Source organism: Pseudoalteromonas sp. T1lg22, from assembly GCF_002964645.1.
Taxonomy (GTDB): Bacteria; Pseudomonadota; Gammaproteobacteria; order Enterobacterales; family Alteromonadaceae; genus Pseudoalteromonas.
In genome coordinates, this window is the sequence record NZ_PQBY01000010.1 from 252258 (window position 1) to 272164 (window position 19907).

Consider the following 19907-nt stretch of genomic DNA (forward strand, 5'->3'; position numbering starts at 1 on the left):
CGCAGCGTAATGCTGCCCCTAGCCGCCCATTTATTAGAGCTTTTAGAAATTACGGTTTATTACCTTCATGAATTCCGATACGGCTGATTTACTGGAAGCAACCCTTACACCACCTTGGCTCGCTTGGGCATCCGTTGAAAGGGGTAAACCTTTAAATGGTGCATTATCGAAGATATAAAGATAGTTATCGCCTTGAATCATATTGCAGTTTGCACAGGTGTTTGCCCAATAAGAGCCTCCGTACTGTTTTGAATTTCTGAATTTTATTGTTTTTGGTTTTGGGTTTGGTGGTTCGACTTCACAAAATGGAACTCCTCGCCACCAAAATACTGGAATTTCCTGTTTGCATTTGAAGCAAGTTTCGATGTCAGCTATATACGTTGCTTTGGCTGGGTTCTTTAATGGAGTGTATAGTGACCTATCAACGCCAAACTTATCTGCGACTTCCAGTACGTGATTAATATGTTTCTTACAACCAGCGCAATAGGAATCTTTTAAATTTGCCTGTGTAGGAACCCACTTTTCCGGATTTTTAAGCACATCCTCTGCCTTGAGTTCTACCCAAAATGCTTGAAGGTTTGCTGCTTTTATGGCGTCAACTTCATGGGTATTAAGTATCTCAATTGCCAGCCCAATTGAATCACCTCGGTAACCAACTACATCACAAATGTAATCACCTACCTTGACTTCTAAACCAGCACTTGAAAAAGTTTTCATTGGTAGGCTGATTGAGAAAACCACTCCACAATTTTGACAATGATTTTCAAGGCTAATTTCCTGCTCACCTTTAGCATTTTTATCAATTGTGGTCCGAATCAATTTTTTGGCCGTAATATGTAGCACCGACTCTAAACTACAGCCTGAAGAGGGAGGATGAGCAAAATGCTTTACTCTCACTTCTCCTGATCGAAGAACCAGTTTTATTCCGCAGCAAGGGCAACTGTAACCCGTGTCCTTACCGGCCAGCTCTGCAGAAATCAGCTCACCGGCTTCATTCAATCCGTATAGTATTTTTAAATTTTCCATAATTACTCCGACGCTGAGTTTTGAGCTCTAATAGCTAAATTAGTGCGGATTCTCGATTAAGGAAGTTATCTATAACCTTATCTTTGCACTAGTATATTTTTATTTAATGATAGCAATAAGTTATCAGGTGTTTTTCTCGCGAGCAATCAAGAAGGAAGCCAAACTCACAGGGACCGCCACTTCCCGTTTAGATTCGCGCTGGAGAAATCAGATTTTGTTGCGGAGCGTGCTTGAGACAACAGAGCATGGATGCGCAGTTAGGTTTACCGAGGCAGGCTGAAAGCGGAAATAAGCGAGTGAATAGTTTCATTCGCGCCGCTTGAAGGCGATGAACTCTGTGAGGAGCGGGATCGCCGAGCTAGATTTATCAGCACAGGGATGTGCTGTTAAATCGCCTCAATGACTAAACGGAACGTTTAACAAAATGCTGAGTTCGTAAGCATTAGCGAATCACGGGTTCGGGGAGTTTCCAAAGAGGGAGTCGAATCACTCCCTCTTTGGTTGTCGTCTCCGGCCCCTCGCTGGCTCAAGGCGTTCGCTTGCTAAAAATAGTCCACCGGACTATTTTCTTAACGCGCTCACCCAACGCGACAGAACAACCCTCAGTGCAAGGGAATTCATCCCTGAAGCTGTCTTCCTGTCGGCATCCATGCCTCCACCTCCTCGCGCTGCGAAGCGATGCTTCGGTCACTCGTCGCCCAACGCGACAAGATCTCAAATTGAAAACAGGTACCAACCAAATATAAAAACCTGAATTACAACAAAAGATTGCGAGTTGTCAGACTGAAGTCTGACCTAAAATTCCTGTTTCAAACAACGAGGCTGTGGGAAGCTTTGAGATAAGAGAGGTGTGGTCTAGATTGGAAATCAACGAACCTCGGAGGTTCGCAGCCGCATGCGTTCACTGAAATTTAGGCATAAAAAAACCAACTTTCGTTGGTTTCTTCTCACTTCTTAAGAAAGAAGTGGCGGACGCAGGAGGATTCGAACCTCCGACCGCCTGGTTCGTAGCCAGGTACTCTATCCAGCTGAGCTATGCGTCCGTTATGTTCTTGAACCTTAGGTTCTAATTTGTCACTTGAATTATGGCGGACGCAGGAGGATTCGAACCTCCGACCGCCTGGTTCGTAGCCAGGTACTCTATCCAGCTGAGCTATGCGTCCGTTTCATAAAAAAGTGACTTTAGATAATAGACCATCTTGAAGAAAGATGGCGGACGCAGGAGGATTCGAACCTCCGACCGCCTGGTTCGTAGCCAGGTACTCTATCCAGCTGAGCTATGCGTCCATATCTAAATACAAAAACAACACCATTTAAAAATAAATGGCGGAGAAGGAGGGATTCGAACCCTCGATAGGGCTACAAACCCTATACACCCTTAGCAGGGGCGCGCCTTCAGCCACTCGGCCACCTCTCCGTCTTTGTGGGGCGTATAATAAAGGCTTGAGCAAATATGTCAAACACTTTTCTATGAAAATCAGCCTATCTGCTCAGAGATTGCGCAGCTGGCTATTTATGGCATAAAAAATGGCCTTAATGGGCCATTATCTCGCTACTTTTATTCTTTTGCCCGCCCCAAACAGGCTTGGAAGATTAAGCGCCGTTACCCACTACCAATAAAGGAATGCCCTGTGTTTTTGCCTTGTCGTCCAAGTCGTTGTCCAGCTCGCGTAAAATCTGATCGCAGTAACCCTGACGTTCAAACTCGATAATGCAGGCGCGATAGTAAGCGGCGCGCTTGTCGTCCTTGGGTATTTCCGGCAAAAACTCTTCGTAATCCATTACATTATTCCTATTGTCGTTATTACGCACTTTTTGACCGACTTCTCTTACAGCGCTAAAGGGCTCTAGGTACTAGCAGAAAATTGTAGTGCATTTACTTTAGGCGCACAGTAGGAATAAAAGCTTGTTTTTACCAAGATAAAAACAAAGCTATTGAAAATCAAATAGATAAAACCATTTTGATAGTCTATGACAGTGTTTTTAGGCCTTAACAAGTTGGTTTTTGCGATATATCGCACAAGTAAGATCCAAAAACGCGGCCTTAGCCGCGTTTTTAAGAGTTAGACGTTATTAATTAGTCTTGCTCTGGGCGCATATGCGGGAACAAGATCACGTCTTTAATCGTTGGTGAGTCGGTGAATAGCATCACTAGACGGTCGATACCAATACCCTCACCCGCCGTCGGTGGTAAACCGAATTCAAGGGCGCGGATATAGTCTTCATCGAAGTGCATGGCTTCATCATCACCGGCATCTTTTTCTTCTACCTGACGGGCAAAACGTGCAGCCTGATCTTCGGCATCGTTCAACTCAGAGAAACCATTGGCAAGTTCACGACCACCGACGAAGAACTCGAAACGGTCGGTCACGAATGGGTTGTCGTCGTTACGACGGGCCAGTGGTGATACTTCCCACGGGTATTCTGTGATGAAGGTAGGTTGAATAAGCATGTGCTCAGCCGTCTCTTCGAAGATTTCACACATGTACTTGCCCGCACCCCATACGCAGTTTTCAGGGATCTTCACGTGTACTTGCTTAGCGTACGCAATCAGCTGTTCCATGTGGTTCTCAGGGTCGGCAAATACCGCCGCATCGAACTCTGGATTGTACTTCATGATGGCATCGGCCATGCTCAAGCGCGTGAACGGCTGACCGAAATCGTATTCTACGCTATCAACCACTTCGCCATCGGCATTCTTCGTGGTGTTTACAATCGTTGTTGTGCCCAACACATCTTGTGCCACTGTACGTAGCATGTCTTCCGTGATGTTCATCAGGTCATTGTAATCCGCGTACGCTTGGTAGAATTCAATCATGGTGAATTCTGGGTTGTGGCGCGTTGACAGACCTTCGTTACGGAAGTTGCGGTTGATCTCGAATACACGGTCAAAACCGCCTACCACTAAACGCTTCAAGTAAAGCTCTGGGGCGATACGCAGATACATATCAATGTCCAGGGCATTATGGTGGGTTACGAATGGACGTGCCGATGCACCGCCAGGGATAACCTGAAGCATAGGCGTTTCCACTTCCATAAAGTCACGATCGGCAAGGAAACGACGAATACCTTCAATTACCTTAGAACGAATACGGAAGGTCTCACGAGTATCCATGTTGGTGATCAGATCCACATAACGCTGACGGTATTTGGTTTCCTGATCCGACAGGCCGTGGAACTTCTCTGGCAATGGACGCAGTGACTTGGTCAGTAGTTCATACTCCTGCATATCAACGTAAAGGTCGCCTTTACCCGATTTATGCAATGGACCAGACACGCCAATGATGTCGCCGATATCAAGCTGACCGTATTTTTCTTTCAGATCTTTTTGTACGTCTTTTGAAGCATATGCCTGAATGCGGCCTTTCATATCCTGAAGAACAAGGAAAGGACCACGCTTGGCAAGAAGACGACCGGCAACGGCAACTTGATGATCTAGCTCTACCAGTTCTTCTTTCGATTTATCACCAAATTCTGCTTGAAGATCAGCTGTGTCGTGTTTTCGGCGGAAAGTATTCGGGTGGCCGTTTGCACTACAATTTTCGCGAATAGCGTCGAGCTTGGCGCGACGCTCTGCAATTAATTTGTTTTCGTCTTGGATTTGATCTGTCATTTTCTAGCTCTATTAAATTTGGCGTTAAATTACAGCCCTGATTTCAGGCTTGCTTCAATAAACTTGTCGAGGTCACCGTCTAATACGGCTTGGGTATTACGGTTCTCAACTCCGGTGCGCAGGTCTTTAATACGCGAATCATCAAGGACATAAGAGCGAATCTGTGAGCCCCAGCCAATGTCTGATTTGGCATCTTCCTGCGCTTGCTTCTCGGCATTTTGCTTTTGCAACTCAAGCTCAAACAGCTTGGCTTTAAGCTGTTTCATCGCCTGGTCTTTGTTTTTGTGCTGCGAGCGGTCATTCTGACACTGCACCACGGTATTGGTCGGCAAGTGCGTAATACGTACCGCAGATTCGGTACGGTTAACGTGCTGACCACCGGCTCCCGATGCACGGTATACATCGATACGCAAATCGGCCGGGTTAATATCGATTTCAATGTTGTCATCGATCTCGGGATAAACGAATGCCGAGGCAAACGAAGTATGACGACGACCACCCGAATCGAACGGACTCTTACGCACTAAACGGTGTACGCCTGTCTCTGTGCGCAGCCAGCCATAGGCATATTCACCACTGATCTTCACCGTGGCGCCCTTGATACCGGCCACATCACCGTCGGTTGCTTCCACGATCTCGGCCTTAAAGCCTTTCGCTTCGGCCCAGCGTAAGTACATACGCAGCAACATGTTGCACCAGTCTTGCGCCTCGGTGCCGCCTGAGCCTGCCTGCAGATCCAGATACGCATCATTGCTGTCCTGGTCACCGCTAAACATGCGGCGGAATTCAAGCTGTTCCAGGTGGGCGTTGAGGTCTTCAAGCTCGCTTTGCGCCTCGGCAAAGGTTTCCTCGTCTTCGGCTTCAACCGCCAGCTCAACAAGACCTTCAACATCGTCGGTACCAGTTTCGAGTTTCTCTATGGTCTCAACAATGGCTTCCAGGCTCGATTTTTCTTTACCTAGGCCCTGAGCGCGCTCTGGCTCATTCCACACCGCTGGATCTTCAAGTTCGGCATTAACTTCTTCTAAACGCTCTTTCTTGTGAGCATAGTCAAAGATACCCCCGAAGAAGCTCAGTACGTTCGCGAATTTCCTTGATTTGGTTAATCACAGGATTCACTTCAAACATGCATGTTACTCCGCAAAAAATAGACTCACGCCCGCTTAAAATTGGCGCGTCGATAAAAGCGCTCGATTTTAACAAATAATTGTCGAATTTATTAGCGCTTTTATACGAATTAGTACAATTTTATTGGCCCTGGTTAGGGCCGTGTGATCAGCCGCGTTTTTGCATTTCCCGCACTATTAATTGCAGCGAGAACTGACCACGAAACTCATTGATATCGAGCTGATAAGCCAGATGTACATAACGCACCTGAGTATCGGGCCAGGCACGCACATCGATATTAAAGGCAATGGCATCGACAACCCGACCACTTTGATGGCGCAACACCAGCTTCAGGTGCTTCTCCCCGACGATCCTTTGTTGCAAGAGCTCAAAGGTGTGCTCAAACACCGGTTCGGGAAAATGCTGGCCGAAAGGGCCGGCCTGGCGCAGCAGTTCGGCAAAATCGAGTGAGAAGCAATCCGCCGGCAATTCACCATCGGTAAGCAAGACGCACTCCTTGGCTTCCTCGGTAAGCTCTTTGGCCACCTCGGCAACAAAAGCCTGCTGGAACTCGCTAAAGCGGGCTTCTTCTATACTTAAGCCCGCGGCCATAGCATGACCGCCAAACTTGATGATCAAACCCGGATGCTGGGCATCGATATGGGCCAGCACATCGCGCATATGCACGCCGTCAATAGAGCGACATGAGCCCTTAAGCTGACCATTGTCTCCAGCGGCAAAGATGGCGGTAGGTCTGTGGTGCTGCTCTTTTAAGCGCCCGGCAAGAATGCCTATCACCCCTTGGTGCCAGTCCTGTTGATACAAACACAGGGCATCGGGAGCCTGATTCGTGCCCAAAGAAAGCTTGCTCAGCGCTGCCTGCGCTTCTTGCTGCATACCCTGCTCGATTTCCTTACGCTCGGCGTTCAGGGCATCGAGTTCACCGGCAATACGCCGGGCCTGATTGAGCTCAGGTGCCAATAAACAGGCGATACCCAAACTCATATCATCCAAGCGCCCGGCGGCATTCAAACGCGGCGCCAGGGCAAAACCAAAATCGCTGGCGCTTAAACGAGCGCGGTTGCGTCTGGCCACTTCAATCAGGGCATCGATACCCGGGCGGGTACGACCGCTGCGAATGCGCGCCAACCCCTGATACACTAAGGTGCGGTTATTGGCATCGAGCGCCACCACATCAGCGACCGTACCCAGCGCTACCAGGTCCAACAAATTACCTAAATTCGGCTCTGCCTGTCCTTGTTGTTCATACCAATTCGCTTCACGCAGGGCATGGCGAAAGGCAATTAAGAGATAAAAGGCGACACCCACGCCGGCAATGGACTTGGATGGAAACTGACAGTCGTGACGATTAGGGTTCACAATGGCATCGGCATTGGGGAGGCGCTCACCCTGCAAGTGGTGGTCGGTAACCAGTACCTTGATACCCGCTTCTTTGACCCGGGCTATGCCGTTGATGCAGGAAATACCGCTGTCGACCGTGATCACCAGATCCGGCGCCAGGGTAATAATATGCTCCGCCAGCTCAACACTCAGACCATAACCAAAGTTAAAGCGGTCGGGCACCAGGTAATCAAGCCGGGTAAAGCCAAACATCTGTAAGCCCTGCATCAGGGTCACGGTACTGGTGGCGCCATCGGCATCGAAGTCGCCGACAATGAGTACCTTTTCCTGCTTTTGCAGACTTGTAAACAGCAGCTCTGCGGCTTTGTCTATATCGCGAAATAAGCGAAAGTCATGCAAGGTGGTGACGCTGTTATCTATCTGCGCCGGGTCGCTGACTCCCCGTGCCGCATAGAGTTGACGAATAACTGGGTGTAATTGAGCGCTAAGATGAGAATCATCAACGCGCTGACGGGCGGTAATGGTAGTTTGCGCCTGCAAGGCTCGACTCCATATTTTTAATAGCAATGCTGTTACCTAGCTAAGCATTCTAGCGGGCTAAATATCATGCTCACTGCGTTAGAATATTTCCATGCAGAATAGCTACATAAGAAAAATTCCGCCTTGTTAGCACATCATTTATCCAGCGCTATATCTGCTCACATACTTAACTGAATTACTATAAAGACAAAAAAACAGGCCTGCCGCTAAAGCAACTAGTGCGCTCTAGCTAAGCAGACCCAGTAATGCTCTTATTAGGATTTAGATTTTATCTGGTCAATGGCAACACTGATGGCGGCAGCCGGTTGATAGCCAGGGATCATACTGCCGTCAGACAGGATAATTGCCGGCGTACCACTGATACCAAAGCTTTGTCCTAGCTGGTAGTGCTCCGCCACTGGGGCATTACACTGCTTCACTTCTTCCGGTTTCGCACCGGCTTTAGCCTCGGTCAGGGCTTTTTGCTGATCCTCGGCACACCAGACATTCATAAGATCTTTATAGCCTTGTGAACCCATGCCGCCACGAGGGAAGCCCAGATACTGAACCGTAATACCGGCTTCAAGGTAATCCTCTAACTCACGATGCAGCTTACGGCAGTAACCACAGGTGATATCGGTAAATACGGTGATCTTGCCTTTTTCTTTGTCGGCCTTGTAGACGATCATCGAATCTTTATATTGCTCCACCCCTTCAAGACGCACACCGCTTAGCGCCGCCTCGGTCAGATTTTCTTTGTTTTTGACATCAATCAGGGTGCCCTGCAACAGGTAACGGCCGTCGTCACTGGCATAAAATACGCCGCGGTTGGTGATCACTTCAACCACACCGTCCAGAGGCGTGGTATTTACTTTCTTGGCGTTCAGACCCAATTGTGCAAACTGAGCTTTCACTGCACTGTTACCTTCAGCCACCGATTGCGCCGCCGAAACACTGACGCTGGTTGCCGCACTAACACCGGCCAGGGCCAGTGCGATAAATACTTTTTTCATAATATATGTCTCTAAAAACTTCTAGTCATACTACCTAGACCGTGAATCAGCGATAAAATTCACGCCCTACGCGTTATGCCCTCAACCTAAGCCAACTAGCTAAGCCCGTGACCTAAGCCCGAGGGTGATGAGTTTGATGCACTAATTTTAGTCGTTCGTTGGCCACATGCGTATATATCTGTGTGGTCGACAAATCGCTGTGACCCAGCATCATCTGCACTACTCGCAGGTCGGCACCATGATTAAGCAAGTGAGTTGCAAAGGCATGACGCAGGGTGTGCGGCGACAGATCTGATTTAATGTTCGCCAACATAGCATAGTGTTTAATGCGATGCCAAAAGGTTTGCCTTGTCATACCGATACCGCGCTTGGAGACAAAGACAAAATCCGTGGCATGTTTTATCAATGCCGGGCGGGAAAATTTCAAATAGCGCGCCAGCCAATCGAGCGCTTCTTCACCCATGGGCACTAGACGCTCTTTACCGCCCTTACCCTTTACAAAGACCACCGCCTGATTCTGGTTTACATGCTCTAATCTCAGGCCGATCAGTTCGCTGACACGCAGCCCTGTGGCATAAAGCAGCTCTAACATGGCTCTGTCGCGCAGGCCCATGGCATCCTCGCAATCGGGGGCTGCCAGTAGCGCCTCCACATCTTCCTCGCTCAGGGTTTTTGGTAAGGATTGCATGGCCTTAGGGCGGCTAATGGTTTCCAACGGCGAGCGCGTCAAACGCTTGTCGGTGATCTGATGTTGATAAAAGCGCTTTAAGGCACTGATACTGCGCGCCGTACTGCGCGGGCTTAAGCCGAGATCAACCCGATAGGCCAGATATTGCTCCACCTCTTGCGTATCTACATCAAGCAAGGCTTGGGGGGCGATAAAGTCGCTGAATTTTTTTAAATCGGTGCGATAGGCGGACAAGGTGTTGTCGCTGGCGCCGCTTTCAAGAAACAAGGCATCCAAAAATTGCTCAATATGCTCTAGGTTATCCGGGTTTGGCGGCTGCTTACTCACATCAATGGCCATGCAGATTTAGGTTAATTGCATCATATCAGATAGATACTCGGGGCACGATACGTTAGACTTCGCCCTATCAATGACAAGCGATGTGAAAACAATGAAGATTGGTTTATTTTACGGTTCGACCACCTGCTACACAGAAATAGCGGCGGAAAAATCCGCGACATTATCGGTGCAGACGTTGTTGATCTCTTTAATATTAAAGATGAACCGCTGAAAACAGCCGAAAATTATGATTTTGTCATTTTTGGTATTTCCACCTGGGACTTCGGCGAAATTCAGGAAGACTGGGAGTCGCACTGGGATGATATCAAGGATGTAAACCTGGCGGGCAAGGTGGTAGCCCTGCTCGGTATGGGGGACCAACAAGGCTATGGCCAGTGGTTCCAGGATGCGCTGGGCATGCTCCATGATGAAATCGCGCCACAAGGGGTGCAATTTATCGGTTACTGGCCCAACAGCGATGAGTATGAGTTTGAAGCCTCTAAGGCGCTGACAGAAGATGGCTCACGCTTTGTCGGTCTGGCCCTTGATGAAGACAGCCAGTACGAAAAAAGCGATGATCGTATTGCCACCTGGGTGGAGCAGATCATGACCGAATACGCCGAGCTGTAAGCTACTTAGGCTTTGTAACCTTTAGAAGCGTAAATAAAATTCACGGCACAGGCGGCGATAGTCCTCACTGTAATCGTCGCCTGCGTGGATCACCAGCTGCTGCTTTTCACACTCCCCCGCTTGCCAGCTAAATTGCATTAGCCAACGACTGACTTCTTTGCGCTCGGTGCTTTTTACTTCGCACAGGCGCCGTAAATACCCGCCCGCCTGCTCGGCTAAATGTACTAGCTGTTGTCCTTGCTCACGAGGAAGGATCACCGCCAGCTCAGTGTTTACATGGCCCACCCTTTGCCATAGGTCTATCAGCGCCGAAAACGGCAGACTGTCGGTATGACGCGCCAGATTACGCTTATCGTCTTGTGTCTTTAAGGCGTTATCAAAATAAGGCGGATTACTGATCAGCAAATCAAACTTGCGCTCACTGTCAAAATGCTGCGCATCGCCCTGCGTTATTTCTATCTCCGGCCAGGGACTTGCCGCCACATTACTCCTTGCCTGGGCGCAGGCATCCGGCTCTATATCCAGGGCTCGCACATCAGAGTGGGGCGCACGCTGCTTACACATTAATGCCAGCAATCCGGTGCCCGTGCCTACATCCAATATTTGCTGCGCCGAGCCCAGCTCCGCCCAGGCTCCGAGCATAATACCGTCGGTGGAAACCTTCATGGCGGTGCTGCATTGCGCGATAGAAAACTGTTTAAACTGAAAACCTGCCACTTTAGACCTTTGTGTTTGAGCATGTGCCACGTATAATTGCCTTAATTGTCCATCATTTTGACTCCTTTATGCAATTTGCCGATTTTGATCTTGATACCGCGCTACTCAACGCCATTGACAGCCTAGGTTTTACTAAGCCCACCAGCATTCAGCAACTGGCTATTCCAGAAGCGCTGGAAGGCCGTGATGTCCTTGCCTGCGCCCCAACCGGCACCGGCAAAACCGCGGCGTTTTTGATCCCCGCCATTCAGTACCTGTTGGACCATCCGCGTCGTAACCCAGGTTTCGCCCGCGTCTTGATCATGACCCCAACCCGTGAGCTGGCCTACCAGGTACATGAGCAATGCGAAAAGCTGGCGGCAGACACACATTTAAAAATCGGTGTGGTTACCGGCGGTATCAACTACGGCACGCATAAAGAAATCTTTGAAAAGAATAACGATATCCTGATCGCCACACCGGGGCGCCTGATGGAATATCTGGACACAGAAAACTTCCACGCCGAAGATGTAGAGCTGCTGATTTTGGACGAAGCGGACCGCATGCTGGACATGGGTTTTCGTAAGGAAATGCTGCGCATTTGTGAAGAAGCGAAAAACCGCCGTCAATGTATGCTTTTCTCTGCCACCCTTGAAGGTGACAGCGTCGCCAAGTTCTCCGAGCGCATCTTAAACGAGCCGGCACAACTGGAGGCATCGCCTTCACGTTCTGAGCGCGGTAAGATTTTGCAATGGGTGCACCTGGCCGATGATTACGACCATAAACTCAAGCTCTTGGTGAACTTGCTACAGCAAGAGAGTGTTGAAAAAGCCATTGTCTTTGTGAAAACCCGTGAGCGCCTGGAAAAGCTGGTTGGCGAGTTATTCACTCATGATATCAAGACCACCTGGTTGCGCGGTGAAATGCCACAGGATAAACGTATGGCGGCCATGGCCAGCTTCCACAGCGGTCGCACCAAGATCTTGATTGCCACAGATGTTGCCGCCCGTGGTATTGATGTTAACGACATCAGCCATGTGTTCAACTTCGATATGCCACGCAGCGCCGATGTCTATGTACACCGCATTGGCCGTACTGCCCGCGCAGGTAAAAAAGGCACCGCCATCTCCTTGGTTGAAGCCCATGAAGTGGCCATGTTAGGTAAAATCGAACGCTACACGGATCAGGTGCTAAAGCGTCGTAAGATCAAAGGTCTGGAGCCGCAGCACAAAGAAGCCAAGCTGCCGCCGAAGAAGAAAAAAGATCCGGAAAAGATGAAGGCCAAACGCAAAAAAGCCAAATCCAAGGCAAAAAAGAAATAACCCATTAAAAAAGCCGCTCGATTGAGCGGCTTTTTGCTGTCTCGGTTCTACTTACTTGAACACTTCTTCCAAAGGCACAACCTTGATGTTTTTGCTTGGAATAGCCAGCTTGTAGCTTTCGATTTGTTTGTCTTCGGCCACTAGTTCCGCTGGTTTTTCGGTGTTGTATTTAAGCGGTGAAACCTGCTCGTTCGCTAAACGCGCCTTCATATCTTCACCATCACCACTGACAAACACATAATGAATATTATCTGTTTGCAGGTTCTCGCGAATAACTCGGTTCACATCCGCTACCGTGAGTGTTTCCAGCTGTGAGCGTACATAGTCGGCGAAGTTATCAGTGCCATAGAACTGGCTGTCTAAGGCGTAACCTAGCTGACGGTTTTGGCTTGCCACCAACTGCGGCAAAAAGTTAGTCAGGAAGTTACGGGTAGCGTTAAAGTCTGCCTCGCTCATACCCTGGCTGATCAGCTTATCCAGCTCGCGCAGTGCGGTACGGGTAGCAAAGTGGGCATCGTTATTTGAGCGCAGCGGACGCAACCAGACCTGGAAGATCTGCTCGGAGCGACCCAGGTTAGCATCCGGCTTGGTTTGGAACATGCCGCGCGGGAAGTACTCGATGTAGGCGTAGTCACCATAGTTCATACCACGCACCTGGCGAATACGCTCATACAGCTTGGCATTTGAGTTACGGTGCTCACCCAGGAAGGAACGAACCAACCACAACGCCGTCCAGTCTTTGCTTGAACGCGTAGTCTCAATTGGGAAACCAAAAGACACGGCGGTCGACTTAGCACTCTTTTCAATAATGGTGGCATGATGGCCGCTCAGTGCAGGCGCATCCGGGATATCTAGGCGGGCTTGATCACCGGCTGGCAACCCCTGCAGGTCACTCATCATCTGCGCTTTCACCTTTTCAGGCACGGCACCGATAAGACCCAGATGCAGATTACGCTGAGTGAAGTTCTTCGCGTAGAAGGCTTTAACATCATCCAGGGTCAAGGCTTCTAAGTCAGACAAGTCGCCGTAGTTGTAGGCGCCATAAGGGTGCCCCTGATACAGCTCGGCGTAGAGCACCTCTTTACCTAACTCTTCATCGTTAGAGGCTTTAAGGCCAGACTCAATGCCGTCGATCAACTCTTTCTTTAAACGAGCGAAGTCGTCTTCACGGAAGCCCGGGTCTAGCAGTTGGTCGCTGACCAGCTCATACCACTGCTCGGCGTTATCCTTGTGGATGCGACCATGCAGTGAGATCATTTCCTTATCGATTTGATAAGCAAAGCTGCCGGCAATTGGGTAAAGGGCTTTTTGAATTTCCTTGTAGCTCATCGACTGGCTGCCGCCCTTGGCCAGCATGGCCGCAGTTAAGGCCGCCACACCCTTTTTACCTTCAGGGTCGGCCGCAGCGCCGGTGTAGAATAACCAGTTTACGTCAACCAGTGGCGAGCTGTTGGTTTTATCCAGCACGGTAAATAGCTGCTCTGTCGGCTTGTTGTTGATATCAGCTACCAAGGTATCAAGTTGCACTTCGGCGTCAAAACCTGCGACTGCATCCTTGGCCGACATGGTGACCGTAGTGCGGTTGTTGTCGGTGAAGTACTGATTAGCAATGGCACGAATATCTTCAGCACTGACACTGTCGGCACTTTGATACAGGGCGTTGATCACCTCAGGGTCGCGCTCGAAGTGCATATAGCTGGCAAGCGTTGATGCGATCGCCTGCGATGAGTCCAGGCTGTTAATAAAGCTGTATTTAGCATTTGATTTCAATGCCGCCAACTTGCCTTCATCTACCAGCTCGGTGCGCGCCTGGGCATAGGTTTGATTAATGGCATCACGCACCACTGCCAGGTTCTCTTCGTCATCCACCTTAACGAATACATGCAATAAGCCCGGATCTTTGGTTTCCGGGTTGTAGGTAAACATTTGCGAAGCAATCTGCTTTTCTACCACCAGCTGTTGGTATAGCTCTGAGTTTTCAGAGAAGTAAAGCTGTGACAGCAGATCCAATGCGGCGCGGTCCTTGGTATTGGGGTTCCACTCGGTGCCCTTGTAAGAAACCAACAGCCAGTGACCCGGTAAGCCCTCATACTGCTCATGCACATAACGCGGTGCTGCTTGCTTTGGCTCCACCGGAATATCGGCCTGATAGTCGCCACGCTGCCAGTTACCCCAGTGCTTTTTCACCATGGCAATGGTTTCTTTAGGGTCAACATCGCCGACGATAACTAGAGACACATACTCTGGCTTGTAGAAACGCTTAAAGAAGGTTTGGCCGTATTCACTTTGATCCGGCATGGCTTCGATATCTTCAAAGAAGCCCATGGTGGTGTGCTCATAGGTGTGCTTATCGAAGGCTTCTTTGCGCACCGCCGCCAACAGTTTGCGAATTGGGCTGGCATTGTTCTTGAGGTATTCGCCCTTAACCGTCAGCGCCTCGGTGCGGAACTGCTCTTCGCTGTACCTGAGGTTTTGAAAGACATCGGCCTTGATTTCCAGCACCTTGTCTAAATGCTGCTTAGAGAAATTAAGGTGGTAATTGGTGTAGTCATTGGTGGTGTAAGCGCGGTTATCAACACCTGAGTTTTTCATGATATCGGCGTAGACATCTTCCGGGAATTTTTCCGAGCCCTTAAACATCATGTGCTCGAAGAAGTGAGCAAAACCTGTTTTGCCTTCTTCTACCTCGTTACGTGAGCCTACAGAAACTGGGATCTGCAGCGACACCACATCGGGATAATCGGTTTTTACCACCATCACCCGCAGACCATTGTCTAGCTCTTCTAATACATAGTCCTGGGCAAATACTTTATTGTTCTGTTGCGCCGTTGCCGCAGCGGTACTTGTTTGCGTTGTCTGCGTGCTTTGACATCCGCCTAGCGCAAGCGCCAAGGCAATGCCCGAGGCAATAACCGATAGTTTCATCTTCCTATCCTTTAAGTCTGATTGTTATCTGATTATTGATCCAATCCATTATGCAATAAATTCACCCAATGCGCGTAACCGACGGCTCATTTTGCTGTAAACAAATGTGTCAAAGGGGCGACGAGTGACCGAAGCCCCGCTTCGCAGCGCTCGGAGGTGGAGGCAGGGATGCCGACAGGAACCCAGCTTCATGGACGAATTATATGCACGATGGTTATGAACTCCCTCTTTGGTTGCCGTCGCCAACGCGACAAGATCTTAATTTGGAGACCGCAGTTGAGAAAGTCATTTGTAGGTCAGTGCTGTGCGCCGACAAGGTGAGAATGGTGCATATTTGTCGGCCTGGAAGGCCGACCTACAAGGCAACATGAATGAAATTCAACATTCATGAGTAAGTTTCACCAGAAAAAGGCTGTTTAGACGTCTAAATGGCTGTTATAGTGATTCCATTAACCGCATATGGGAATGAGGATCATGGCGCTAACACTGCAAGAGAAAATTGAAGACCCCCGCCAAGGGGTATACCTTATCGGCACTACACCACCGAAGACAGGTACGGACGATGGTAAGCTGCAGGCCATTGCCGAGAAGCTATTGGGTCGCTTGCATGAAATCGAGTACGACGGTGTTATCGTTTATGACATTCAGGATGAAAGCAGTCGCACCAATGTACCTCGCCCTTTCCCGTTTAAAGAGACCATAGACCCGCGTCATTACAGTGGCTTACTACGTCGCTTGTCGCAACTCGATGTGATCACTTATAAGAGCGTTGCCCAGCGCAGCGCCGGTGAGTTTAATCAGTGGTTAGATACCACCTATCAGGAATATAAACTTAATAACCTGGTGTTGGTCGGCAGCCCATCCTCAACCGGTGAAGTTAAACTAAGCCTAAATGATGCTTATACCCATATTGATGCACACGACCATGATTTCTTTTTAGGTGGTGTAACCATAGCCGAGCGCCATGCCAGCAAGGGTAATGAACACGAGCGTCTGCTGACGAAGACGGAGCAAGGTTGTAAGTTCTTTATCTCGCAAGCTGTCTACAATGCGCAAGCGACCATAGATTTGATCACCAGTTATGCCCGCAGTTGTCGCCAGCAAGGTCTGACACCGCAACGTATTATTCTCACCTTTACGCCCTGCGGCGGTGAAACCACCTTGGATTTTATGGAGTGGTTAGGCATTTCCGTACCTGAGGCGACCAAGTGGCGTATGCTCGATGCAGACAACACCTTAAGTGAATCGGTGCGGATTTGCCGCGAGAACCTGGATTTAATTCTGCGCAGCTGTGCCCATTTAGGCGTGCCTTTAGGCTTGAATATTGAGTCTTTAACCAACCGTAAAGAAGAGATCGATGCGTCGATTAATCTTTACCGTTTGCTTAAAGCAACCATGGAGCTGAGCCTGGCTGAGCGCCTTATCGCTTAAGCCGTAAGCTAACATTAGCGATTTACCCATCATACCAATTCTGTTAAGTATGTGATCAGAGATAGCGCTGGATAAATGATATGATAACAAGGCGGGATTTTTCTTATGTAGTTATTCTACATAGAAAAATTCCAACACAGTTAGCATGATATTTAGCCCGCTAGAATGATTAGCTATTTAAGTGAATTGGTAACCTTCTTTTGCCCATAAAAAAACAGCGCCATGTTCTGCATAGCGCTGTTTTTTTTTATTTTTTTATAGGTGCTTGGTTGTTACTTTTTACGCCACTGGCCATCGACCTTAACCATGTGTCCGGCGGCAGTCTTTTCAATGGCTTTAGCACCAGCCAGAGCTTCAACCTGACTTAGGCTAATGCCGTTTTTCTTGGCCATGGCCAGGTATTTGGCCTTTCGCTTAGCATTGATCTCGGTGATCAACTGCTGCGCCTCGGCAGAGGTGTGCACCAACTCTAGGTAACCAGTACTGGTTTCACCGACTATGCCCTGATCCTTAGCCTGATCTAAGGTTAGCGCCCAAGCACTAAAGGCCAACATGGTCGCACTGAGTAACATGGTCCATTTAACTAGTTTCATATTCGCCTCCTAAAATAGCTCGCTGTCGTCACCGAAAAGCTCATCGAGCTCTTTGTCTACTTTAACGCGGATTTCATGATCCACTTTAACATTTAGGTTGATGGTGATCGGCTCTTTACTTTCCACCTCGACCTTATGGGTACAGCCCATTAAGGTTAACGCGCCGACCAAGGCCACCAGCATTCGCGTACTCATTGCTTTACTCCTTCGCTTGATACTCTCGCTCTACTCTTTTGGTGATTTCGTCACTTAAGCGCAGCGCTCTGAATAGGGTATAGATATTTTCCTGATGATTATAGTTAAAATTAACTTCTTGTTGATGCTCGGGATTTTCTCCCTTTAGTTGCATCGCCATAGTTAACCAACCATCATGGGTTAAATCAACATCGGCATTAATACTGTTAATATCCAAGTTTTCCAACATGGCCAACATGGGCCCTAACTGTTGCTGCTGCTCCTTGACCGCATTAAAGGCGGCGTTGTTATCTATGGTCAGCTTGCCCGCGGCCTGGGAATAGATACGGCCATTTTCTATGCTCACCCCCTGCTCGTTAAAACGCAGCGGCAACTCTGCGGCCAACAACCCTTTCACACTAATGCCCTGCTGTGGCTCCAGGGCCAAAACATTTTCGGCACGGATCCCATCAAGGCGCAGCAGGGCCGGTTTGCGTTCCTTTTCCAGCCCAGTTAAATAGAGTTTATCCAAGGCAAAACGGCCATCGAAGAGCTTGCCCTGCATTTGCGTGACATAGAGATCCTTATCCATCCCCAGCTCACCAGATACCTCTTTAAGTATCGGACCGGCACGCACTTCACTTAGGGTAAACTTAGTCGTTTCGAGCTGAAGTGCGCCTGAATTCACACTGCCTGTGGGGGCCATGTTAAGAGACTGAGCCAGGTAATTCTGATACAAAATCTCGGCGTTATTAATATCCATTTGCCAGTCAAAGCGCTCTAGCAGCGCATCACCCTCAAGGTGCAATGACATGGTGCCGCCGCCGAACACCAGTTCGGGCTCAAGCTGCTGTACCAAGGGCATAAAAGAGCTCAGTTCGGTGTCATTAACAACCAGATTCAAGGCATGGGCATTGTCGCTCCAATTATGTTTAAGTAGCGCCTCAACTCCTTGCCAAGAAGCAAGGTGAGTACCCCCGATAACTCGGCCGATGGCTAAATTGCTATCGAGCTTCAGGCCGCTTACACGCACACCTTTAACCTCAAGATCCGCTACCTGACTTTGCACCTCCACCTTAGCCTGTCGCTCGCCATTACCGAGCGCATTAGCACCGATTTGATATTGCTGCGTCAGGGTACGCGCCTTCAACTGCGGGCTGTTAAGCACAGCTACCGATGTGGTGAGTTCGGCTTCTAGCTGGCCATCAAGATCCAGGGCTGCATCCAGGGTCAGCGCCAGGCTCTTTAACTGATAATCCTGATAGCTTAAGGCGGGTGTTTTTACATCAGCGCGCATCCACCCGGAGCCCAGATAATCGTAACCAAACTGGCCTTGTGCCTGCAGCGGCTGATATTCGAGTTCGGGTTGCGGCGGCAATGCTACTTGACCTAGGAAGTGCCCCTGCACTTGCTTATCGGTCAGGGTGCCCTGGCTTTGCAGCGAGCCGATACTGGCCAATTGCGCCGCCAACAGATACTCACTGCTTAAGGTCAGGGTTTGCCAGTTGCCCTGGCTGTTGTTTGCCTCAATAAGCACGGATTGCCGTCCCGCCCGGTTAGCCATGCTCAGCTCAGGCAAGTTAAACTCACCGTTCATATGCACTGTTAATGGCTGTCGGCTATTAAGCTGCCAGCGAGTTTCGGCCAACTCTCCCAGGTAGGCGCTGTACTTATCAAGGGCCTGACAATGACTCAAAGCTCCGAGCTCGGTACTCAGCTGTTGTGCCGTAATAAGGTATTGCTGCATATCCTCGGATTGAATATGCACCTGGCCCCGACTGGCGAGCTGCCATAAACAATGCGGCTCGCTGCGCAGCTCACCATCAAGATGCAGGGCTAAAGTTGCATCCAGGCTATTACCCCAAAACTCGCCTTTGAGCGCTAATTGGTCCACATCCGCATGCCAGTCCAGGGCATGATTTTGCTGCGTTTTAATATACTCGCCCAACACCTTAGTGAAATCACGAGCAAGGGCTACGTCTACCTCAATGGCATCAGCTTTGAGCAACCATTGGCCCTGGATATCACCCGTGATTTGAAAATGATTGATTTGGGTTTCTTCAATAGCGAATGTCATGGGACGACTGAAGTCGACAAAGCTGACCTTGGCTTGGGCTATGCTCAGTAAAGGTCTTTTTAGGGGCAGCAATAAGGCCAAGGGTGCCGGTTGCCAGGGGCTGGCTTGTTTATCCTGGTCATCATCGCTGGCGATGGGACCCGCTTGAACATGGGCTCTCGCTATATGCAGGGCCGTCGGCGTTAGGGTGACGTCTTCCAAGGTCAAAGAATGACCCTGATATTCGAGGCACAGCCGGTCGGCATCTATGGCTAACAACTGGGAGCCCCATTGCCAGCGCGCGCAGGTCAGCGTGGCGCCCTGATGCTGCAAATAATGCTTGGCCAGCATATGGGTGAGTTCGCTGCGAAACCCATAGGCCACCGCAAGCGCGGTGACAAGCACTAAGATTACTCCAAGTAATATTAAAAAAG

At 49.4% G+C, this 19907-nt stretch carries 14 protein-coding genes, 4 tRNA genes and 1 pseudogene; 3 read left to right on the top strand and 16 right to left on the bottom strand.

The window, feature by feature from the left end:
* Positions 1 to 42: 42 nt before the first annotated feature.
* The 11 genes from C2M24_RS06990 to xerD form a co-directional block, all read right to left on the bottom strand.
* A complete protein-coding gene (locus C2M24_RS06990; RefSeq protein ID WP_105213758.1) occupies positions 43 to 1026 on the bottom strand; it encodes a competence protein CoiA family protein in 984 nt (327 codons plus the stop codon).
* Between the two features lie 966 nt (positions 1027 to 1992).
* Positions 1993 to 2069 (bottom strand) — tRNA-Arg (locus C2M24_RS06995).
* Positions 2070 to 2112: 43 nt separating this feature from the next.
* Positions 2113 to 2189: transfer RNA gene (locus tag C2M24_RS07000), tRNA-Arg, on the bottom strand.
* A gap of 47 nt (positions 2190 to 2236) precedes the next feature.
* A tRNA-Arg gene (locus C2M24_RS07005) sits at positions 2237 to 2313 on the bottom strand.
* 37 nt (positions 2314 to 2350) lie between these two features.
* Positions 2351 to 2443: transfer RNA gene (locus tag C2M24_RS07010), tRNA-Ser, on the bottom strand.
* 176 nt (positions 2444 to 2619) lie between these two features.
* A complete protein-coding gene (locus tag C2M24_RS07015; protein ID WP_105213759.1) occupies positions 2620 to 2808 on the bottom strand; it encodes a hypothetical protein in 189 nt (62 codons plus the stop codon).
* 295 nt (positions 2809 to 3103) lie between these two features.
* On the bottom strand, positions 3104 to 4639 hold the full coding sequence (gene lysS, locus C2M24_RS07020; protein WP_105213760.1) for a lysine--tRNA ligase: 1536 nt from the start codon (positions 4637 to 4639) through the stop codon (positions 3104 to 3106).
* A gap of 29 nt (positions 4640 to 4668) precedes the next feature.
* Positions 4669 to 5767 (bottom strand): peptide chain release factor 2 gene (gene prfB, locus C2M24_RS07025; protein WP_105200826.1). Its coding sequence is split into 2 segments (ribosomal slippage): positions 4669 to 5691 and positions 5693 to 5767, totalling 1098 coding nucleotides; the frame shifts between segments, so codons are not numbered across the junction.
* A 147-nt stretch (positions 5768 to 5914) separates the two neighbouring features.
* Positions 5915 to 7648, bottom strand: a complete 1734-nt coding sequence (gene recJ / locus C2M24_RS07030) for a single-stranded-DNA-specific exonuclease RecJ (RefSeq protein WP_233999510.1) — start codon at positions 7646 to 7648, stop codon at positions 5915 to 5917.
* Positions 7649 to 7902: 254 nt separating this feature from the next.
* A complete protein-coding gene (gene dsbC, locus C2M24_RS07035) occupies positions 7903 to 8640 on the bottom strand; it encodes a bifunctional protein-disulfide isomerase/oxidoreductase DsbC (RefSeq protein WP_105200827.1) in 738 nt (245 codons plus the stop codon).
* Between the two features lie 112 nt (positions 8641 to 8752).
* On the bottom strand, positions 8753 to 9667 hold the full coding sequence (gene xerD / locus C2M24_RS07040; protein ID WP_105200828.1) for a site-specific tyrosine recombinase XerD: 915 nt from the start codon (positions 9665 to 9667) through the stop codon (positions 8753 to 8755).
* A 91-nt stretch (positions 9668 to 9758) separates the two neighbouring features.
* On the opposite strand from xerD, the pseudogene fldB reads away from it, so the two are divergent.
* A pseudogene (gene fldB / locus C2M24_RS07045) lies at positions 9759 to 10276 on the top strand (flavodoxin FldB).
* A 21-nt stretch (positions 10277 to 10297) separates the two neighbouring features.
* Here the strand turns inward: fldB and C2M24_RS07050 are convergent.
* Positions 10298 to 11023, bottom strand: coding sequence for a tRNA1(Val) (adenine(37)-N6)-methyltransferase (locus C2M24_RS07050; RefSeq protein ID WP_325034810.1), 726 nt, complete (start codon positions 11021 to 11023; stop codon positions 10298 to 10300).
* A 38-nt stretch (positions 11024 to 11061) separates the two neighbouring features.
* On the opposite strand from C2M24_RS07050, the gene srmB reads away from it, so the two are divergent.
* Positions 11062 to 12294, top strand: coding sequence for an ATP-dependent RNA helicase SrmB (gene srmB, locus C2M24_RS07055; RefSeq protein WP_105200870.1), 1233 nt, complete (start codon positions 11062 to 11064; stop codon positions 12292 to 12294).
* 51 nt (positions 12295 to 12345) lie between these two features.
* Here srmB and C2M24_RS07060 read toward each other — a convergent pair whose 3' ends face one another.
* Positions 12346 to 15219 (bottom strand): M16 family metallopeptidase, encoded by a 2874-nt coding sequence (locus C2M24_RS07060; RefSeq protein ID WP_105213762.1) that lies wholly within the window; start codon positions 15217 to 15219, stop codon positions 12346 to 12348.
* A gap of 474 nt (positions 15220 to 15693) precedes the next feature.
* On the opposite strand from C2M24_RS07060, the gene C2M24_RS07065 reads away from it, so the two are divergent.
* Positions 15694 to 16650: a methylenetetrahydrofolate reductase gene (locus tag C2M24_RS07065; RefSeq protein ID WP_105200831.1), complete on the top strand. Its 957-nt coding sequence runs from the start codon at positions 15694 to 15696 to the stop codon at positions 16648 to 16650.
* Between the two features lie 272 nt (positions 16651 to 16922).
* Here the strand turns inward: C2M24_RS07065 and C2M24_RS07070 are convergent, their stop codons facing one another.
* Genes C2M24_RS07070 through C2M24_RS07080 form a run of 3 tightly spaced genes read right to left on the bottom strand, consistent with a single transcriptional unit; the run spans position 16923 to position 19878 of the window.
* A complete protein-coding gene (locus tag C2M24_RS07070; protein WP_105200832.1) occupies positions 16923 to 17243 on the bottom strand; it encodes a YdbL family protein in 321 nt (106 codons plus the stop codon).
* Positions 17244 to 17252: 9 nt separating this feature from the next.
* The gene (locus C2M24_RS07075; protein WP_425416044.1) at positions 17253 to 17438 is read right to left on the bottom strand and encodes a YnbE family lipoprotein; all 186 of its coding nucleotides are present in this window, start codon (positions 17436 to 17438) and stop codon (positions 17253 to 17255) included.
* A 4-nt stretch (positions 17439 to 17442) separates the two neighbouring features.
* Positions 17443 to 19878, bottom strand: a complete 2436-nt coding sequence (locus C2M24_RS07080; protein WP_158683706.1) for a YdbH domain-containing protein — start codon at positions 19876 to 19878, stop codon at positions 17443 to 17445.
* Positions 19879 to 19907: the final 29 nt, after the last annotated feature.

Coding starts and splice junctions, on each gene's coding strand:
- C2M24_RS07015 (WP_105213759.1), bottom strand. CDS start 2,808: ATGGATTACGAAGAGTTTTTGCCGGAAATACCCAAGGACGACAAGCGC.
- C2M24_RS07070 (WP_105200832.1), bottom strand. CDS start 17,243: ATGAAACTAGTTAAATGGACCATGTTACTCAGTGCGACCATGTTGGCC.
- dsbC (WP_105200827.1), bottom strand. CDS start 8,640: ATGAAAAAAGTATTTATCGCACTGGCCCTGGCCGGTGTTAGTGCGGCA.
- C2M24_RS07060 (WP_105213762.1), bottom strand. CDS start 15,219: ATGAAACTATCGGTTATTGCCTCGGGCATTGCCTTGGCGCTTGCGCTA.
- xerD (WP_105200828.1), bottom strand. CDS start 9,667: ATGGCCATTGATGTGAGTAAGCAGCCGCCAAACCCGGATAACCTAGAG.
- srmB (WP_105200870.1), top strand. CDS start 11,062: ATGCAATTTGCCGATTTTGATCTTGATACCGCGCTACTCAACGCCATT.
- lysS (WP_105213760.1), bottom strand. CDS start 4,639: ATGACAGATCAAATCCAAGACGAAAACAAATTAATTGCAGAGCGTCGC.
- C2M24_RS07065 (WP_105200831.1), top strand. CDS start 15,694: ATGGCGCTAACACTGCAAGAGAAAATTGAAGACCCCCGCCAAGGGGTA.
- C2M24_RS07075 (WP_425416044.1), bottom strand. CDS start 17,438: ATGAGTACGCGAATGCTGGTGGCCTTGGTCGGCGCGTTAACCTTAATG.
- C2M24_RS06990 (WP_105213758.1), bottom strand. CDS start 1,026: ATGGAAAATTTAAAAATACTATACGGATTGAATGAAGCCGGTGAGCTG.